Annotated in this window: 19 protein-coding genes; 9 read left to right on the forward strand and 10 right to left on the reverse strand. The window is 73.3% G+C overall.

Annotated elements, in window-relative coordinates:
- Nucleotides 1–10 precede the first annotated feature (10 nt).
- The 6 genes from FHX44_RS38340 (at nucleotide 11) to FHX44_RS38365 (ending at nucleotide 5,525) form a co-directional block, all read left to right on the forward strand.
- A complete protein-coding gene (locus tag FHX44_RS38340; protein ID WP_212612840.1) occupies nucleotides 11–979 on the forward strand; it encodes an ABC transporter ATP-binding protein in 969 nt (322 codons plus the stop codon).
- Nucleotides 979–1,935: an ABC transporter ATP-binding protein gene (locus FHX44_RS38345; RefSeq protein ID WP_147260234.1), complete on the forward strand. Its 957-nt coding sequence runs from the start codon at nucleotides 979–981 to the stop codon at nucleotides 1,933–1,935. Before FHX44_RS38340 ends, FHX44_RS38345 begins: the two co-directional genes overlap by 1 nt.
- The gene (locus tag FHX44_RS38350) at nucleotides 1,932–2,996 is read left to right on the forward strand and encodes a serine hydrolase domain-containing protein (protein WP_170309214.1); all 1,065 of its coding nucleotides are present in this window, start codon (nucleotides 1,932–1,934) and stop codon (nucleotides 2,994–2,996) included. Before FHX44_RS38345 ends, FHX44_RS38350 begins: the two co-directional genes overlap by 4 nt.
- A 74-nt stretch (nucleotides 2,997–3,070) precedes the next feature.
- Nucleotides 3,071–4,330, forward strand: coding sequence for a sensor histidine kinase (locus FHX44_RS38355; RefSeq protein WP_147260236.1), 1,260 nt, complete (start codon nucleotides 3,071–3,073; stop codon nucleotides 4,328–4,330).
- Nucleotides 4,327–4,980, forward strand: coding sequence for a response regulator (locus FHX44_RS38360; RefSeq protein ID WP_147260237.1), 654 nt, complete (start codon nucleotides 4,327–4,329; stop codon nucleotides 4,978–4,980). The genes FHX44_RS38355 and FHX44_RS38360 overlap by 4 nt, the downstream gene beginning before the upstream one ends.
- Before the next feature lie 80 nt (nucleotides 4,981–5,060).
- On the forward strand, nucleotides 5,061–5,525 hold the full coding sequence (locus FHX44_RS38365) for a DUF6463 family protein (RefSeq protein WP_147260238.1): 465 nt from the start codon (nucleotides 5,061–5,063) through the stop codon (nucleotides 5,523–5,525).
- 18 nt (nucleotides 5,526–5,543) lie between these two features.
- On the opposite strand, the gene FHX44_RS38370 is transcribed toward FHX44_RS38365, so the two are convergent.
- Complete coding sequence (locus tag FHX44_RS38370; protein WP_147260239.1) at nucleotides 5,544–7,034, reverse strand: MFS transporter; 1,491 nt, start codon at nucleotides 7,032–7,034, stop codon at nucleotides 5,544–5,546.
- Nucleotides 7,034–7,417 (reverse strand): hypothetical protein, encoded by a 384-nt coding sequence (locus tag FHX44_RS38375; protein WP_147260240.1) that lies wholly within the window; start codon nucleotides 7,415–7,417, stop codon nucleotides 7,034–7,036. Before FHX44_RS38375 ends, FHX44_RS38370 begins: the two co-directional genes overlap by 1 nt.
- Before the next feature lie 85 nt (nucleotides 7,418–7,502).
- On the opposite strand from FHX44_RS38375, the gene FHX44_RS38380 reads away from it, so the two are divergent.
- Complete coding sequence (locus FHX44_RS38380; RefSeq protein WP_147260241.1) at nucleotides 7,503–8,072, forward strand: TetR/AcrR family transcriptional regulator; 570 nt, start codon at nucleotides 7,503–7,505, stop codon at nucleotides 8,070–8,072.
- Nucleotides 8,073–8,079: 7 nt separating this feature from the next.
- On the opposite strand, the gene paaE is transcribed toward FHX44_RS38380, so the two are convergent.
- The 8 genes from paaE to FHX44_RS38420 all read right to left on the reverse strand — a co-directional run bounded on the left by paaE (nucleotide 8,080) and on the right by FHX44_RS38420 (nucleotide 13,866).
- A complete protein-coding gene (gene paaE / locus FHX44_RS38385) occupies nucleotides 8,080–9,171 on the reverse strand; it encodes a 1,2-phenylacetyl-CoA epoxidase subunit PaaE (protein ID WP_147260242.1) in 1,092 nt (363 codons plus the stop codon).
- Complete coding sequence (paaD, locus tag FHX44_RS38390; protein ID WP_147260243.1) at nucleotides 9,171–9,695, reverse strand: 1,2-phenylacetyl-CoA epoxidase subunit PaaD; 525 nt, start codon at nucleotides 9,693–9,695, stop codon at nucleotides 9,171–9,173. The genes paaE and paaD overlap by 1 nt, the downstream gene beginning before the upstream one ends.
- The gene (paaC, locus tag FHX44_RS38395) at nucleotides 9,689–10,642 is read right to left on the reverse strand and encodes a 1,2-phenylacetyl-CoA epoxidase subunit PaaC (protein WP_147260244.1); all 954 of its coding nucleotides are present in this window, start codon (nucleotides 10,640–10,642) and stop codon (nucleotides 9,689–9,691) included. The genes paaD and paaC overlap by 7 nt, the downstream gene beginning before the upstream one ends.
- Nucleotides 10,639–10,944 carry a 1,2-phenylacetyl-CoA epoxidase subunit PaaB gene (paaB, locus tag FHX44_RS38400; protein WP_170309357.1) on the reverse strand — a complete coding sequence of 102 codons (306 nt, stop codon included), beginning with the start codon at nucleotides 10,942–10,944 and terminating at the stop codon, nucleotides 10,639–10,641. The genes paaC and paaB overlap by 4 nt, the downstream gene beginning before the upstream one ends.
- Before the next feature lie 50 nt (nucleotides 10,945–10,994).
- Nucleotides 10,995–11,936 carry a 1,2-phenylacetyl-CoA epoxidase subunit PaaA gene (gene paaA, locus FHX44_RS38405; protein WP_246170820.1) on the reverse strand — a complete coding sequence of 314 codons (942 nt, stop codon included), beginning with the start codon at nucleotides 11,934–11,936 and terminating at the stop codon, nucleotides 10,995–10,997.
- Between the two features lie 79 nt (nucleotides 11,937–12,015).
- Nucleotides 12,016–12,417 (reverse strand): GNAT family N-acetyltransferase, encoded by a 402-nt coding sequence (locus tag FHX44_RS38410; protein WP_147260246.1) that lies wholly within the window; start codon nucleotides 12,415–12,417, stop codon nucleotides 12,016–12,018.
- Nucleotides 12,414–13,013 carry a TetR/AcrR family transcriptional regulator gene (locus FHX44_RS38415; protein WP_147260247.1) on the reverse strand — a complete coding sequence of 200 codons (600 nt, stop codon included), beginning with the start codon at nucleotides 13,011–13,013 and terminating at the stop codon, nucleotides 12,414–12,416. The genes FHX44_RS38410 and FHX44_RS38415 overlap by 4 nt, the downstream gene beginning before the upstream one ends.
- Nucleotides 13,014–13,071: 58 nt before the next feature.
- Nucleotides 13,072–13,866: an enoyl-CoA hydratase/isomerase family protein gene (locus FHX44_RS38420; RefSeq protein ID WP_147260248.1), complete on the reverse strand. Its 795-nt coding sequence runs from the start codon at nucleotides 13,864–13,866 to the stop codon at nucleotides 13,072–13,074.
- A 350-nt stretch (nucleotides 13,867–14,216) separates the two neighbouring features.
- On the opposite strand from FHX44_RS38420, the gene paaZ reads away from it, so the two are divergent.
- Both paaZ and paaK read left to right on the forward strand, forming a co-directional pair.
- Nucleotides 14,217–16,274, forward strand: coding sequence for a phenylacetic acid degradation bifunctional protein PaaZ (paaZ, locus tag FHX44_RS38425; RefSeq protein ID WP_147260249.1), 2,058 nt, complete (start codon nucleotides 14,217–14,219; stop codon nucleotides 16,272–16,274).
- 68 nt (nucleotides 16,275–16,342) lie between these two features.
- Nucleotides 16,343–17,602, forward strand: a complete 1,260-nt coding sequence (gene paaK, locus FHX44_RS38430; protein ID WP_147261810.1) for a phenylacetate--CoA ligase PaaK — start codon at nucleotides 16,343–16,345, stop codon at nucleotides 17,600–17,602.
- Nucleotides 17,603–17,807: the final 205 nt, after the last annotated feature.

The raw sequence follows: 17,807 nt of genomic DNA on the forward strand, positions 1-17,807 counted from the left end.
GGTGGCCGGCGTGAGCGCGCCCGTGCTGGAGGTCCGGGACCTCGCCGTCGGCGCCGCGGGTCGCCTGCCCGTCGATATCGTGCACGGCGTCGACCTGGTGCTGCACCGCGGCGAGACCGTCGGGGTGGTCGGCGAGAGCGGCTCGGGCAAATCGGTCACGATGCTCGCGGTGATGCGGCTGCTCGGCGATCCGCTGCGGATCACCCGCGGCAGTGTCCGGTTCTGCGGCCGCGACCTCGCGCCCCTCTCCGAGCCGGAGATGCGGGCGCTGCGCGGGCGCGAGATCGCGATGGTCTACCAGGACCCCATGACCTCGCTGCACCCGCTGATCCGGGTGGGCGACCAGGTCGCCGAGGTCATGCGCGTGCACGGCGTGGACGCCGACGCCGCCCGCGAGCGCACCCTCGAACTGTTCGCCCGCGTCGGCATCCCGGATCCCACCCGCACCGTGCGGGCGTACCCGCACGAGTTCTCCGGCGGCATGCGCCAGCGCGTCGTGATCGCGATGGCGCTCGCGCTGCGCCCCACCCTGCTGATCGCGGACGAGCCGACCACAGCCCTCGACGTCACCATCCAGCAGCAGATCCTCGGTCTCGTCGCCGAGCTGCAGCGCGAGCTGGGCATGACCACGATCTGGGTCACCCACGACCTGGGCGTGGTCGCGCGGCTCGTGGAGCGCGTGGTGGTGATGTACGGCGGGCACGTGGTCGAGGACGCTCCGGTGCGCGAGATCTTCGCCGCGCCGCAGCACCCGTACACGGCGCGGCTGCTCGCGTCACTGCCCAACCCGGCCGACGACGCCCGGCCGCCGCTCGCGCAGATCCCCGGCCGGCCGCCGTTGCCCGGCGAGCGCGTCGAGGGCTGCCCGTTCCGCCCGCGCTGCCTCCAGGCCCGCGACGTGTGTGCGGAACGGCCGCCGCTGCTGGACCGCGGAGCCGGCCGGGCGGCGTGCTGGGTGCCCGTCGAGGAGTGGACCTGATGCCGCTGCTGGAGGCCCACGACCTGGTCAAGCGCTACCCCGTGCGCGGGAGCGACGGGGTCGTGCACGCGCTGAACGGGGTGTCCTTCGCCCTCGAGCCGGGCGAGACGCTCGGCATCGTCGGCGAGTCCGGCTGCGGCAAGTCGACCCTCGCCCGGGTGCTGGTGCGGCTGGAGGACCCGACGCAGGGCCGGGTCCTGCTCGACGGCGTGGACCTCACCGCGCTGCGTGGCCGCAGGCTGCGGGCGCACCGCCGCCACATCCAGATGGTGTTCCAGGACCCGTTCTCCTCCCTGGACCCGCGCCAGCCGGTCGGCGCGGCGCTCGACGAGGTGCTGGCCGTGCACCGCCTCCGCCGCCCGGGCCGGGTCGAGGAGCTCCTCGACGTCGTCGGCCTCCCCGCCGAGTTCGCGCAGCGACTGCCGCACGAGATGTCGGGCGGGCAGCGCCAGCGCGTCGGGATCGCGCGCGCTCTGGCACCCGAGCCGCGGGTGCTCCTGCTCGACGAGTCGGTGTCCGCGCTCGACGTGTCGGTGCGGGCCGAGGTGATGAACCTGCTCGCGCACCTGCGCGCCGAGCTGGGCCTGGCGCAGGTGTTCATCAGCCACGACATGGCGATGGTGCGCCAGATCAGCGACCGCGTCGCCGTCATGTACTTCGGGCGGGTCGTCGAGGAGGGTGGATGGCGGGACGTCCTCGCCGACCCGCTGCACCCCTACACCGCGGGGCTGCGAGCCGCCGTGCCCGTGCCCGACCCGTCGATCGCGCAGCCGCTCACCCCGACCGTGGTGGGTGAGGTGCCCGACCCCGTCCGGCCGCCTGCCGGGTGCCCCTTCCATCCCCGCTGCCCGCGGGCGGAGGACGTGTGCCGCGCCGAGCTGCCGCCCCTGGCCGAGATCCGCACGGGTCGCCGGGCGGCCTGCCACGTCGCGTCCCGGGCCGAGGCGCTGCGGTGATCCTCCAGGAGGTCGTGGACGCGCTCGTGGCCCGGGCGGATGCGCCGGGGGCCTGCCTCGCCGTGCGCGCCCCCGGGCTCGACGCGCTCGCCGTCACCGGGCACCGGCAGGTGCTCGGGGTCGCCTCGCCGCTGCCGATGACCGCCGCGACGAGCCACGACCTCGCATCGGTCACGAAGGCGTTCACGACGACCGCGCTCGCCGCCCTCGGCGTCGACCTCACCGACCCGGTGCGCCGCTACCTCCCGGACGCTCCTCCCGTCACGGTGGACGACCTGCTGCTGCACCGCGGTGGCCTGTGGGAGTGGTGGCCGACCTACTGCGACGCCGGCGATCCCGACGAAGGCGCCCGGCTCGCCCGGACGCTGCCGCTGCGCTACGCCCCCGGCCGAGGGCGGCACTACTCGGACCTCGGGTTCATGCTGCTCGGGCAGGTGGTCGAGGTCGCGGCCGGCGCCCGGCTGCCGGACGCCCTCCGGCAGTTGGTGCTCGACCCGGCCGGCCTGACGCGCACGGCGTACGCCGCGCCCGTCGGCACGGAGGTCGCCGCGAGCGGCACCGGCGACGCCATCGAGCAGCGGATGCTCGCCGTCGGCGAGCCCTACCCGGTGCCCCGCTACCCCACCGACTTCGACGGCTGGCGCCACCACGTGATCGCCGGCGAGGTGGCCGACGGCAACGCCTTCCACACCTTCCACGGGGTGTCCGGGCACGCCGGGTTGTTCTCGACGGTCGAGGACCTGCTGCGGCTGGGTGCCGCCCTGTGCTCGTCCGCCGTGGGCGACGGGCCGTGGCGTGCGGTCGGCGCGTACCTGCAGCCGGGGCCGGATCCGGGCCAGTCGCGCGGCTACCGCTCGTGGACGACCACCGTGGACGACTGCACGGCCACCGCCTACGGGCATCCCGGCTTCACCGGCACCACCCTCGCCGTGCTGCCCGAGCACCGGGCGAGCGTCGTGCTCGCCACCAACCGGCTCCAGGTGCACGGTGCCCCCGTCCCCAACGAGGAGATGTGGGTGCCCGCGCTGCAGGCCGCGCACCACCTCCTGCACGATGACTAGACGCTGATGCCATTGCGGTTCGATGCCGCCGGTCCCGTCGGCCACACCGGGTGGATCTGCCTACGATCACCGTTGTGACCTGGACCGACCGCACCGATCGGTGGATCCGGGCACACCCGGTCGTGCCGGACACCCTTCTCGCGCTGGCCATCACCGCAGTAGTCGGGCCGCCTTCGCTCGCCATCCTCCAGGCGGCCCGATCCCCGGACTGGGTGCTGGGGGTGGCGGGGATCTGCGGATCCGTGGTGCTCGCCACCGTCGCGCTGCGGCGGATCGCCACCGGAGCCGCGTTCTTCCTCGCCAGTCTGGCGATGCTGGTGACCGTGGCGCTGCCGAACACGGTGATCCGGCCAGACGGGCTGGGTCTGGCCGGGGCGAGCGGCGACATGGAGATCCCGCTGTTCTTCCTCCCGTCGTCGGCGGTCTACCTGGTGCTCGTGTACGCCGTCGCCGCGCAGCGCGCCTGGCGCGAGAGCCTGCTCGCCCTCGGGATCGGGATCACCGGAGCGTTGCTGTGCACCGCGAGAACGGCCACCGGGTACGGCGCACTGCCCGCGGGCTGGCTCACGCTGCTGCTGGCCCTCCTCGCACTGGTCGCGGCCGTGGCCGGTACCTGGGCGGTGGGCCGTTCCCACCAGGACCGGCGGCGGCGCCTGGCGGAGGAGGCCGCCGAAGCCGCCGAGCGCGCCGCGGCCGACGAACGCAGGCGCATCGCTCGCGACATGCACGACATCGTCGCGCACTCGTTGGCGGTCATCGTGCGTCAGGCCGAAGGCGGCTCCGCCATCGCCGGCCGGTCACCGGACCGCGCGGCCCAGGCCTTGTCCGTCATCGCCGACACCGCCCGGGAGGCACTGGCCGACATGCGGGGCACGCTGCAGGTGTTGCGGGAGGCCGCTCCCCCGGAGGCCGTGCAGCCTTCGCTCGCCGCGATACCGGCGCTGGTGGAACGGGTACGCGCGACGGGTGTCGACGTGCGCCTGGTCGAGCGGGGTTCGGCCGATGGCATGACGACGGGCGCGGCCACGGCGGCGTACCGCCTGATCCAGGAGGCACTGACCAACAGCGTCAAGCACGCGCGCACGCATCCCACGGTCACCGTCACGATCGAGCACGCACCGCACGCGTCGGTGGTCACCGTCGAGGACGACGGCGGGCACGACGGCGGGGTCGACGGCGCGGATCGGCCCGCGGTCCCCGGGGCCGGTGTCGGGCTGCGCGGTGTCGAGGACCGGGTGCAGGCCGCGGGCGGTACGTTCGAGGCCGGTCCCGCCGGCGGCGGCTTCAGGGTGCGTGCGGAGTTCCGCGTCGCCGAAGGGGAGCGCCCGAGATGACGATCAGAGTCGCGCTGGTCGACGACCAGGAGCTGGTCCGGGTCGGCCTGGCCATGGTGGTCGATGCCACCGACGACATCCGGATCGTCGTGCAGGCCGCCGACGGTGCGGAGGCGGTCGAGCGGCTCGCCGAGACGCAGGTCGACGTCGTGCTGATGGACGTGCAGATGCCGCGGATGAACGGCGTCGAGGCCACCGCGTCGGTGACGGCCCGCGAGAACGCGCCCAAGGTGATCCTGCTGACGACGTTCGACCTCGACGAGTACGCCTTCGCCGGACTGCGCGCAGGCGCGAGCGGTTTCCTGCTCAAGGACGCGTCGGCCGACGAGGTGCTCCACGCGATCCGCGCCGTCCACGCAGGCGATGCCGTGATCGCGCCCTCCACGACCCGCCGCATGCTGGAGCACCTCGCGACCGCCCGGGCCGCACGCGACGCGTCTCCGCTGGTGGAGCGGCTCACCGCACGCGAACGCGACGTGCTGCTGGAGATCGCCCGGGGACACTCCAACGCCGAGATCGCGCAGCGGCTCTTCCTCTCCGAGGCCACGGTGAAGACGCACGTCGGCCACCTCCTGGCCAAGCTCGAGGTCCGCGACCGGGTGCAGGCGGTGATCTTCGCCTACGAGAGCGGGCTCGTTCGTCCGAGCTAGTCCGATCTCATCACTTCGGTGGAGCGGCCGACGACCTGCGGCCGACGATTCGCGCGGGACCTGCGCGCAGCCTGGTGCACATGCCGATCATCGACACGCAGTCCGAGGCGACGACATCACGCACCTGGTGGCGCAACCCCTCCGCATGGGGTGGGCTTCTCGCGATGTGCGGCGGCGTCTTCCACACCGTGGTCGCCGCTCTGATGCGCCAGGACGTCTGGGCGCAGATCATCGACGAAGGGTTCTTCAACACGGTCACGCTGGAGCCCTCGGCCGACCGGCTCGCCGCGGCCGAGGCGTTCTGGTTCAGCGTGGGCAGCTTCGGCGTGCCGTTGCTCCTGCTCGGCTCACTCGTGACCTGGCTGATCCGGCGCGGCGTACCCGTGCCCGGATGGCTGGGGTGCGGCCTTGCCGCGTGGGCCGTTCTGATCGGGTTGGTGAGTGGTTTCGACGGCGGAACGCTCATCCTGCTGACCATCGGCGCGCTGCTCGCGGCCGGCGCGTGGACCGCGCGCAGGGCACCGGGTCCCCTGCCCCGGTACTGAGCCGAGTTCTCGCGTCGATCACCGGGGGCGGGGAGTGCTCGGGAGCGTCCCCGTCGGTCGGGGAATCGCCCGCGCGGTGATCGCCGCCAGCAGCGCAGCGGCCGCCGCCACGAGGAAGGCGAGTGTGAAGCCGCCGTCCGTGGGCAGCCCCGCCGCCGGGGTGACGATCGTGGCCGCGACCTGCGCGCCGACCGCGCCCCCGACGGTCCGCAGGATCGTGTTGATCCCGGTCGCCGCGCCGGTCTCCTCGGGACGCACCGCGCCGACGACGAGAGTCCCCAGCGCGCCGAACGCGAGCCCGTACCCCAGACCGAGCACGGCCCCCGCCGCGGCGAGCTGCCACGCTGCGCCGCGGGCGACGGCCGACGCCAGCAGGGCCGCCACGGCCAGGAGCGCGCCGACCCGGAACGTGGCGCGCCCTCCCACGCGCGCCGTGAGCCGCGCGCCGAGCGGCGCGGCGATCACCATGATCATCGCCATCGGCGCGATCAACAGGCCGGTACCGGTGGCGTTCGTGCCGAAGCCGTAGCCCGCGGCGGGCGGGGTCTGCGCGAACTGCGGGATCAGCGTGACCGCGGCGAACATTCCGACGCTGACGACGAACGTGGCGAGGTTGGCCGCCGCGACCGGGCGGCGCCGCAGCAACCGCAGATCGACGACGGGTGCCGCCACCCGCAACTCGACCAGCACGAACGCGGCCGCGGCCGCCGATGCGGCGGTGGCGAGCGCCGCCGCCGAACCCCATCCCCACGTCCGCCCCTGGCTCACCCCGAGCAGCACGGCGACGAGTACCGCCGACAACAGCAGTGCGCCCGCGACGTCGAGCGACCCGGACGGCGTCCGCCTCTCCGGCTCGCGCACGACGACGGCGCCGGCCAGCGCGACGAGACCGAGCCCCACGCAGAGCCAGAACAGCGACGGCGTGCCGAGCACCTCGACCAGCGGTCCGGCCAGCACCATGCCAAGGGCGCCGCCGACCCCGAACATCGCGCTCAGGCCGGCGACGACCCCGGGCAGCCTGTTCGGCGCGACGATCCGGCGAGCCATGCCGAAGGCGACGGGGAACACCCCTGCCGACAGCCCCTGGACCACGCGGCCGAGCAGGAGGCCCGCGAACGAGCCGGTGTGGTCGGCCGCGGCGGCGAACACGCTGCCCACCACGAGCAACCCAAGGCTCACGAGCATCACGCGGCGATAGCCGTGCAGGTCGCCGAGGCGCCCGGCCACCGGTGTCGCCACCGCGGCGGCGAGCATGAACCCGGTGAGGAGCCACGCCGCGGCCGCCGCCGAGACCCCGAACTGCCGGCCGAAGACCGGCAGCACGGCCACGACGACGGCCTGGGCGATGGCGACGCCGAGGGCGGAGGCGAACAGCGCGAGGAGCAGGACGGGGGTGCCCGCGCGGGCCGTCCGGGTCGGGGCGTCGGTCGGGTTCCTCTCGGGGGCCCGGCCGGCGAACCGGCGGGCCAGTGCGACGCCGACGGCGGCGAGGGCAGCCAGGATCCACATCAGTCGTTCTCGAGCCGGGCCAGCGCCCAGGAGCGCGCCTGCTCGGGATCGTCCGTGGCGAACGTCGGGCAACCCCACATCGTGGGTCCGGAGCGGAGCGCTTTCGCGTTGTTCCGCTGGCCCTCCTCGGACATGACGAACGCGAGACCCCGGCAGTGCTCGACCAGCCCGGGCCGCAGCCGCTTGAGCATGCGCACCCGTTCCGCCACGCCCGCGATCCGGCGTCCCCTCGGCGGCGCCTCCGGCATCCGGAGCACGGCGGCGAACGTCTCCCGCCGCTCCACCGCCGTCATGAGGGTGTCGAACACGAGGGTCGGCGCCGCCTCCGGCGTCAGCCCGGACGCGTCCAGCTCGACGACGGGCCAGCCCACCAGCTCGGCCATGTGCTCACCTCCTGAGATCAAGTGAGGCAACCCTAACACAATTTGTGACCATTGGTCACCAATAGGGCCGACTACGATCGCCGCGATGGTGAGGACAGCGGGGAGACCGGGACGGCCGGCGCGACTGTCCCGCGAGCTGATCGTCGCCGCCGCGCTGCAGGGCGACCTGGCGAGCCTCACCATGCGCGAGCTCGCGGCCCGGCTCGGCGTCTCGCACTCAGCGCTCTACCGCTGGGTGGCCGACCGCGACGAGCTCTTCGACCTGATCAGCGAGGTGATGGTCGAGCGGATCCTGCCCACGTCCGAGCCCTCACCCGCCGACTGGCGGGACTGGCTCGCCCGGCTCGCGTGGGCGATGCACGACGAGTTCCTCGCGGTACCCGGGTACGCCGCGCACGTCGCCGCGCCCCATCGGCACAACCCCCACTCCTTCGGCCGGCTGCGCGACCAGGTGATCACGGCGTTCCGGGCGGCGGGGGCATCCCCGGAGATGGCCGCGCAGAGCTGGTACGTCTTCGGCCTCTCGGTCGTCCAGTGGCTCGGGGCCCAGCAGACCGGTCACGACCTCGGTCCGGTCGCCCCCCGGTTCGACCTCTTCCTCGACACCCTGCTCCGCGGCCTCCCCGCGCGGACACCGGTGGAGCATCCGCGGTGACCGACCGTCAGCTGTCGTAGTCGACCGTCAGCTCGGGGGTGGTCGGGCGTGACTGGCACGTGAGCACGAACCCGGCCTCGACCTCGTCGTCCTCCAGTGCGAAGTTGCGCCGCATGGTCACCTCACCCTCGGTGACCTTCGCCCGGCACGTGCCGCAGACCCCGCCCTTGCAGGCGAACGGCAGGTCGGCACGGACCTTCTGCGCCGCGTCGAGCACGCTCTTGGCGCGGGGCAGCGTCATCGTCGTCGCACGGCCGTTCAGGACGACCGTGACCTCGCTGGTGGCGCCCTCGATCGCCGGGTCGGGACGGTGCAGCTCGGGTGGCGGCTCGTCGACGTAGAACAGCTCGCGGTGCACCCGCTTGCGGTCCACGCCGAACCCGGTGAGCACGTCGACGGCCGCCTCGGTCATGCCGAGCGGCCCGCAGAGCCACCAGTGGTCCACGTCGGCGACGTCGACGAGCGCCCCCAGGAGCACGCGCAGCTTCTCCGCGTCGAGGCGGCCGGTGAAGATCTCGGCCTCCATCGGCTCCCGGGACAGCACGTGCAGCAGGTGCAGCCGCGGGCCGTACGCGTTCTTCAGATCGGCGAGCTCCTCGGTGAACATCACCGTGTCGGTGCGCCGGTTGCCGTAGAGCAGGGTGATGCGGGTGTCCGGGTGCGCGGCCAGCACCGACGCCACGATCGAGAGCACCGGCGTGATCCCCGACCCGGCCGCGACCAGCCCGTGATGGGTGCCCGGTGCGAGGTCCGGCGTGAACGAGCCCGCGGGCGGGGCCACCTCGATCGCGTCGCCGGGCGCGACCCGGTCCACCAGCCACTCGGAGAACAGCCCGCCGTCGACCCGCCGCACGCCCACCTTCGGCAGCGCACCGGCCGGCGCACAGATCGAGTACGAGCGCCGCTCCTCCCGCCCGTCCCGATGCAGGCGCAGGGTGAGGTACTGCCCCGGCCGGAACGCGAAGACCTCCTGCAGGTGCGCGGGCACGTCGAAGGTGACGGCAACGGCGTCCCCGCACAGCCGCTCGACATCGGCCACCCGCAGGCGGTGGAAGCCGGATGTGCGCGGGACCGGCACGTCGACCTGCGGCGCCGCCATCAGTGCTCCTTCATGTGCTCGAACGGCTCGCGGCACGCGGTGCAGCGGCGCAGGGCCGTGCACGACGTCGGGCCGAACCGCGAGAACTCCTCGGTGGCGGGCGACCCGCAGCGCGGGCAGCGCACGACCGCGGCCGGGGCCGCGAGCGTCAACGGCACGGGACCCGCGCCGCGCGGCCCCACCCGATCCGGCGGGGCGACGCCGTGTTCGGCCAGCTTGCGCCGCCCCTCCGGCGAGATCCAGTCCGTGCTCCACGGCGGCGACAGCACCGTGCGCACCTCGACCCGGGCGTACCCGGCCGCCGTGAGCCGCGCGCGCAGGTCGTCGCGCATCACCTCCAGCGCGGGACAGCCGGAGTAGGTCGGCGTGATCGTCACGGTGACGGCGTCACCGTCCGCCTCGACGCCGCGGACGACCCCGAGGTCGTCGAGCGTGAGCATCGGCATCTCGGGGTCGACGACCTCGGCGACGACCCGGCGGGCGTCCGTCACCACCGCGTCACTCAGCACTGCGTCGCTCACCATCGGGCCCCCGGGTGCTGACGGGCCAGGCTCTGCATCTCGGCGAGCACGTGCCCGAGGTACTCGGTGTGCATCCCGTCCCGGCCGCCCTTGCCGTTGATCGGTCCCATGTGCGGGACGGCCGGGCGGGTGAGGGTGGCGCGGGTCAGCACCTCGTCGAGCACGGCGTCGACCTCCTCGCGGACCTGCGCCGGGTCCACCGCCACCCCCGCGTCGGCGAGCCTGCGCTCCACGTCGGAGGTGCGGTACAGCTCCTCGACGTACGGCCAGGCGGCGTCGAGCGCGGCCTGCATCCGCCGGTGTGACTCGGGGGTGCCGTCGCCGAGGCGCAGGGTCCAGCGGGCGGCGTGGTCGCGGTGGTAGGTCAGCTCCTTGACGCCCTTCCCGGCGACCGCCGCGACCACCGGGTCGCGCGAACCGAGCAGCCGCTGCAGCAGCGCGAGCCGCCAGGTCGAGAACAGCAGGAGCCGGGCGATCGCGCGGGCGAAGTCGCGCTCGTCGGGCAGCTCGGCGAGCGCCACGTTGCGGAACTCGGGCTCGGTGCGCAGGAAGGCCAGAGCGTCCTCGTCACGTCCGGCGGAGCCTGCGGAGCCGGCCATCGAACTCGAGCCGGCGTCCTCCACGTGGCCTGCGCGGGCGAGCAGCACCCGGGCCTGGCCGAGCAGGTCGAGGGCGATGTTGGCCAGCGCGACCTCCTCCTCCAGCTCAGGGGCGTTCGTCACCCACTCCGTGAGCCGGTGGCTGCAGATCAGCGCGTCGTCGCCGAGCATGAGGCAGTAGGCGGCGAGGTCGGCCGGGTCGACCCCGTCGGGCACCGGTGAGGTGATCTCCGCCTGGACGTCCTCCACACCGGTGCCGAACGCCCAGCGCGGGTCGTCGTGCCCCAGCGTCTCGACCAGGGACTGGTAGGCGTTGGTGGCGTCGTGATCGGTGCCGTGATCGGTGTTCACAGGTGCGGCACGTCCTCGGGGATCGCGTAGAACGTCGGGTGCCGGTAGACCTTGTCCCCCGACGGCGCGAAGAAGGGGTCCTTCTCCGCCGGGCTCGACGCGGTGATGTCGGAGGCCTTCACCACCCAGATCGACACGCCCTCGTTGCGGCGGGTGTAGAGGTCGCGGGCGTTGTGCAGCGCCATCTCGGCGTCCGGGGCGTGCAACGAGCCGACGTGCACGTGGTTGAGGCCGCGCTTGCCGCGCACGAACACCTCGTAGAGCGGCCAGCCGCCGCGGGGCGAGCCCGCGCGCGTCTCCACGCCCTCGGTCGGCACCGCGCCGTGGCCGCCCTCGGAGGTGTAGTCCCCGTTCACGCGGCCACCTCCTTGCGGGCGTGCTTCTCGGCGTAGGCCTGCGCGGCCTCCCGGACCCAGGCCCCCTCCTCGTGCGCCCGGCGCCGCTGCGCCAGCCGCTGCGCGTTGCACGGTCCCGACCCGGAGATCACCGCCTTGAACTCGGCCCAGTCCGGCTCGGTGAAGTCGTAGTGGCCGCGCTCGGGGTTCCAGCGCAGGCCCGGGTCGGGCAGGGTCACGCCCAGCGCCTCCGCCTGGGGCACGGTCATGTCGACGAAGCGCTGGCGCAGCTCGTCGTTGGTGTGCCGCTTGATGCCCCACGTCATCGACTGCTGCGTGTTGGGCGAGTCGCCGTCGGGCGGGCCGAACATCATCAGCGACGGCCACCAGAACCGGTTCGTCGACTCCTGCACCATCTCCCGCTGCGCGTCGGTGCCGTTCACCATCGCCAGCAGCAGCTCGTAGCCCTGCCGCTGGTGGAACGACTCCTCCTTGCAGATCCGCACCATGGCCCGGGCGTACGGGCCGTAGGAGCAGCGGCACAGCGGCACCTGGTTGCAGATCGCCGCGCCGTCGACGAGCCAGCCGATCACCCCGACGTCGGCGTACGACAGCGTCGGGTAGTTGAAGATCGAGGAGTACTTCTGCCGGCCCGCGACGAGCAGGTCGGTGAGCTCGGCGCGGTCGACACCGAGCGTCTCCGCTGCGGCGTAGAGGTACATGCCGTGGCCTGCCTCGTCCTGCACCTTGGCCAGCAGGATCGCCTTGCGCCGCAGGCTGGGGGCGCGCCGGATCCAGTTGCCCTCCGGCTGCATCCCGATGATCTCCGAATGCGCGTGCTGGGCGATCTGGCGGATCAGCGTCTTCCGGTACGCCTCGGGCATCCAGTCCCGCGGCTCGATCCGCTGGTCACCGGCGATCGTCGCGTCGAAGTGCGCGGCCAGGGCCGTCTCGTCCATGCGCAGCCTCCGTACCGAATGTTCGTTCGGTTCATGGTGACGCACGAAAGCCACCCGCGCAAGGCGGTGGGCGCCGCCCTCAGCCCGTGAGCTCGACGACGCCTGCGTCGGTGCGGGTGAAGCCGCAGCGATCGAGGTAGAACGCGGCGTGCTCGGGCACGAAGTCGACGTGCAGCCACTCGCAGCCCGCGGCGCCCGAGAGCCGCGCGGCCTCGGCCACGACGGCCGCGCCGATGCCCTCGCCCTGCCGCTCGGGCTCCACCACGACGTCCAGCAGGAAGGCGTGGACCCCGCCGTCCCACGCGACGTTCGCGAACCCGACCATCCGCCCGCCGTCGAACGCCCCCACCCAGGTGAGACTGTGCCGCGCCAGCCGCTGCGCCCACGGCTGCACCTGCGGCGTTCCCCGGAAGGCGCGGGCGTGGAGCCCGGACAGCTCGGCGTCGTCGACGGCGGGGCGGGCGCGCAGCTCGACGTTCATCCGCGCGCCGGGAGGATGCCCTCGAACGCGGCGCGGGCGACGGCGTCGGGCAGGGCGTGCGGGTCGCGGTCGGGGCGGGCCCATTCGACGACGGAGTTCACGAGGCCGGACAGTAGCCGCGCCGCGAGCGCCGGATCGACCTCTTTGCGCAGCTCTCCCGCCTCGACGGCCTCCCGCACCAGCGCCGCGATGTGCGCGTCGAACTCGCGGCGGCGCTCCATGGCCCAGCGCTCCGACTCGGTGTTGCCGCGCACCCGCAGCAGCACGGTGACGTAGGGCAGCTCCGCCACGAGGACGGCGACCTGCCCGCGCACGATGTGGTGCAGCCGTTCGAGGGGGGTGCCGGTGCGCGCCCCGTCGGAGTCGAGCACCGCGAACAGCCCGTCCAGCGCGCGCTCCAGGGCCGCCCGCAGCAGCGCTTCCTTCCCGCTGAAGTGGTGGTAGAACGACGACTTCGTGATCCCGGCGGCGCGGGAGAGGTCCTCCATCGACGTGGCGTCGTAGCCGCGGGTGAGGAACTCCCCCACCGCCACGTCGAGCAGCGACCCCGGGCCGTGGCTCTGCCGCCGGACGCGCCCGCCGGTCTGGGTGCTCATCGCACGGCCTCGCGGGCGCTGTGCCCACGGTTCACTCGCCGGCGCTCGCTCACCCCGGTCACCGGCCCTCGAACGTCGGGCGTCGCTTCTCCAGGAACGCGGCGACGGCCTGCACGTGGTCGCCGGTCACGGCGAGCCGGCCCTGCGCGGCGGCCTCCGCGGCCAGCACGTCGTCCAGCGGCGCCGTCGCGCCGTGCCGAACCGCCCGGCGGACCTCGGCGTAGGCCCTGGTCGGGCCCGCCGCGAGCCGGCGCGCCAGCTCCAGCGCGGTCGCGAGCACCTCATCGGCCGGCACGACCGTGCGCACGAGACCCCATGCCTGCGCGTCCTCGGCGGTGAAGCTCTCGCCGAGCAGCAGCAGCTCGAGCGCGCGCGAGACGCCGACGGCGTGGGCGAGGCTCGCCGAGAGCCCGGAGTCGGCCGTGAGCCCGATACCGGTGAACGCCGTCGAGAACGACGCCCCGGCCGCGGCGACGCGCAGGTCGCAGGCGAGCGCGAAGCCCATGCCCGCCCCCACGCACGGCCCGTTGATCGCGGCGATCACCGGGAACGGCAGGTCGGTGAGCCCGCGGACGATCGGGTTGTAGTGCTCGGTAACGGTGTCGAAGGCGGTGGCCGGGTCGCGGCGCAGCGCCTCGGCGTGCTCGCCCAGGTCCTGCCCGACGCAGAACGCCTTGCCCGCACCGGTGAGCACGAGGGCACGCACGTCGTCTGCGGCCGCGAGCTCGCCGAGCGCGGCGAGGAACGCGTTCTTGAGCTCGACGGTGAGGGCGTTGTAGCGCGCGGGCCGCTGCAGGGTGAGCACGGCGACGGCCCCCTCCCGCGAGACGGCGACGGCCGGATCATCGGTCATCGCGCCAGCGTAAGGCCAACCGAACGATCGGTCGCCCCTCGCGTTCCGACGAACGGCGCGTTGGTCGGCTAGTGCTTCCCGCCGGAGGTTCGTCGGGGGTATCGGTGGATCCAGCTTCTCGCTGGGAGTGCCGGCGGACAGCCCTCGTACCGGGCGTACTCGGGCTGGTCGCCGGTGCGTCCAGCGTGGAGCTGGGCCGCCGAGATCCTTGACGAACCTCCGGCGGGGAGCACTAGGTACCGACGAACGCGCCGTTCGTCGGAATCGGGATCTGGGATGCGCACACCGATGGTGCTAGCGTCGGCCCCCGAACGAACGGTCGGTTGAGCGAGACCAACGGAGGCCCGCCGATGGCGCCCGTCCTGCGCAGCTACGTGAGCGGCGGCTGGCACCGCCCGACCGGGGAGGGCCGGCCGCTGCACGACGCGGTGACCGGCGCCGAGATCGCGCGCATCTCCTCGGCCGGGATCGACTTCGCCGCCGCGCTCGAGCACGGCAGGCGGGTGGGCGGACCCGCGGTGCGGGAGCTCACCTTCCACCAGCGTGCGGCCCTGCTCAAGGCGCTCGGCCAGCACCTGCGCGAACACCGGGAGCGGCTCTACGCCGTCTCGGCGCAGACCGGGGCCACCCTCGGCGACTCCAGGTTCGACGTCGACGGCGGCATCGGCGTGCTGCTCGCGTACGCCTCGAAGGGGCGCCGCGAGCTGCCCAACGACACCTTCTACGTCGACGGCGCCGTCGAGCCGCTCGGGCGCGGCGGCACGTTCGTCGGCCAGCACGTCTGCACCCCGCTGCACGGCGTGGCGGTGCAGATCAACGCCTTCAACTTCCCGGTGTGGGGGCCCCTGGAGAAGCTCGCGCCCGCGTTCCTCGCCGGCGTGCCCACACTGATCAAGCCGGCCAGCCCCACTGCCTTCCTCACCGCCGAGCTGGTGGAGCTGATCGTCGGGTCCGGGTTGCTGCCGGAGGGCTCGCTCCAGTTCGTGGCGGGCGGCACCGGTGACCTCCTCGACCAGCTCACCGAGCAGGACCTCGTCTCCTTCACCGGCTCGGCCTCGACCGCCGCGAAGCTGCGCACGCACCCCACCGTCGTGCAGCGCGCGGTGCGGTTCACCGCCGAGGCCGACTCCCTCAACCTCTCCGTGCTCGGTCCCGACGCGGCGCCGGGCTCGGCCGAGTTCGAACTGTTCGTGAAGGGCGTCGTCACCGAGATGACGGTCAAGGCGGGCCAGAAGTGCACCGCCATCCGCCGCGCCTTCGTGCCCGGGCAGCACGTCGACGCCGTGGTCGAGGCCGTGGCGGCCCGGCTGGCGCGCACCACGATCGGCAACCCGGCGAACGAGGGCGTGCGGATGGGGGCCCTTGCCAGCCTGGAGCAGCGCGAGGAGGTGCGCCGCAGCGTCAAGGCGCTCGCCGACGCCGGGCGGATCGTGTTCGGCGACCCGGAGAAGGTCGACGTGGTCGACGCCGACCCGGAGCGCGGCGCGTTCATCTCGCCGATCCTGCTGGTCGGCGAACCCGAGCGGGCCGAACCGCACGAGGTCGAGGCCTTCGGCCCGGTCTCCACCGTGCTGCCCTACACGAGCACCGAACAGCTGATCGACTACGCCGCCCGCGGGCAGGGCAGCCTCGCAGGCTCGATCGTCACCGCCGACCCGGCGTTCGCCCGGCAGGTGGTGCTCGGCGTCGCCCCCTGGCACGGGCGCCTGCTGGTGCTGAACGAGAAGGACGCGAAGGAGTCCACCGGCCACGGCTCCCCGCTCCCGGCGCTGGTGCACGGCGGCCCCGGTCGCGCGGGCGGGGGCGAGGAGATGGGCGGCATCCGCGGCGTGCTGCACCACATGCAGCGCACGGCCGTGCAGGCCGACCCGGACACGCTCACCGCGATCACCGGCCGCTGGGTGCGCGGCTCGCAGCGGACCGTCACCGACGTCCACCCGTTCCGCAAGCACCTGGAGGAGCTGCGGGTGGGCGACACGATCGTCGCCGGCCCGCGCCGCGTGACGCAGGAGGACGTGGAGCACTTCGCCGAGTTCACCGGCGACACCTTCTACGCCCACATGGACGCCGACGCCGCCGCGGCCAACCCGCTCTTCGGCGAGCGCGTAGCGCACGGCTACCTCGTGGTGTCGCTCGCCGCGGGCCTGTTCGTCGATCCGGACCCCGGCCCGGTGCTGGCCAACTTCGGCGTCGACGACCTGCGCTTCCTCACGCCCGTCAGGTTCGGCGACGAGCTGACGGTGACGCTCACCTGCAAGCAGCTCACCCCGCGCGACACAGCCGCGTACGGCGAGGTGCGCTGGGACGCCGATGTGACGCGCCAGGACGGCGAGTCGGTGGCACGGTACGACGTGCTGACCCTGGTGGCCAAGAAGTCGGCACCGAAGTCGGCACAGGAGGAGGGGTAGCGGTGACGACGATCGACCGGCGGCTCGGAGAAGCGCCGTCCGCCGAGCTGCTGGACCCGGCCGAGCGGATGTCCCTCGACGAGCTGCGGGCGCTGCAGCTGGAACGCCTGCGCTGGACCCTGCGGCACGCCTACGAGAACGTGCCGTTCTACCGCGCGAAGTTCGACGCTGCCGGGGTGCATCCCGACGACTGCGGGGAGCCGGCCGACCTCGCGAAGTTCCCCACGACGTCCAAGGCCGACCTGCGCGACAACTACCCGTTCGGGATGTTCGCGGTCCCGCAGGACCAGGTGCGGCGCATCCACGCGTCGTCGGGCACCACGGGCAAGCCGACGGTGGTGGGCTACACCGAGCGCGACATCGACACCTGGGCCGCCCTGATGGCCCGCTCGATCCGTGCGGCGGGCGGGCGCCCCGGGCACAAGGTGCACGTCGCCTACGGGTACGGGCTGTTCACCGGCGGGCTGGGCGCGCACTACGGCGCCGAGAAGCTGGGCGCCACGGTGATCCCGGTGTCGGGTGGGATGACCTCGCGCCAGGTGCAGCTGATCCAGGACTTCCGCCCCGAGATCATCATGGTCACCCCGTCGTACATGCTCACGCTCATCGACGAGTTCGAGAAGCAGGGCATCGACCCGGCCTCCTCGTCGCTGCGGGTCGGGATCTTCGGTGCGGAGCCGTGGACCGAGCAGATGCGCGTCGAGATCGAGAACCGCATGGACATGCACGCGGTGGACATCTACGGCCTGTCGGAGGTGATGGGCCCGGGCGTCTCCCAGGAGTGCGTGGAGACCAAGGACGGGCTGCACATCTGGGAGGACGCCTTCTACCCGGAGGTGATCGACCCGCTCGACGGTGTGCCCGTGCCCGATGGCGAGGAGGGCGAGCTGCTGTTCACCTCTCTCACCAAGGAGGCGCTGCCGATCATCCGCTACCGCACGCGCGACCTCACCCGGCTGCTGCCCGGCACCGCGCGGCCTGCGATGCGGCGGATGCAGAAGATCACCGGCCGCAGCGACGACATGATCATCCTGCGGGGTGTGAACGTCTTCCCCACCCAGATCGAGGAGATCGTGCTGCGCACCCCTGGGCTAGCGCCGCACTTCCAGCTCGTCCTCACCACCGAGGGCCGCCTCGACGCCCTCACCGTGCGCGTTGAGGCCCGGCCCGACTGCCCACCCGACCGGCGCGCCGCCGCGGCCGGTGATCTCGTCGCGGCCGTCAAGGACACGGTCGGGGTGAGCGTCCGGTGCGAAGTCGTGGACCCCGAGACGCTCGAACGGTCGGTGGGCAAGCTGCAGCGGCTCAAGGACCAGCGACAACGCTGAAAGACGGCGCTGACGGAAAAAAACTCCGCGAAACCGGAACACATCACGGTCCCGGGGAGTTGTACGCATCAGGTCGTCAAGTTTCGGTGCTCGTGTTCTGCACGCCCGCAGGAACAAGTCGGTGGTTCGGTCCAGGCGTCACAAGGACGCCGGGGCACCCATCGTGGCCGGCCGGTCCCGCACGGTGCGGGGCCAACTGACCTGC

Origin of the sequence: Pseudonocardia hierapolitana (assembly GCF_007994075.1) — a bacterium.
Lineage (GTDB): Bacteria > Actinomycetota > Actinomycetes > Mycobacteriales > Pseudonocardiaceae > Pseudonocardia > Pseudonocardia hierapolitana.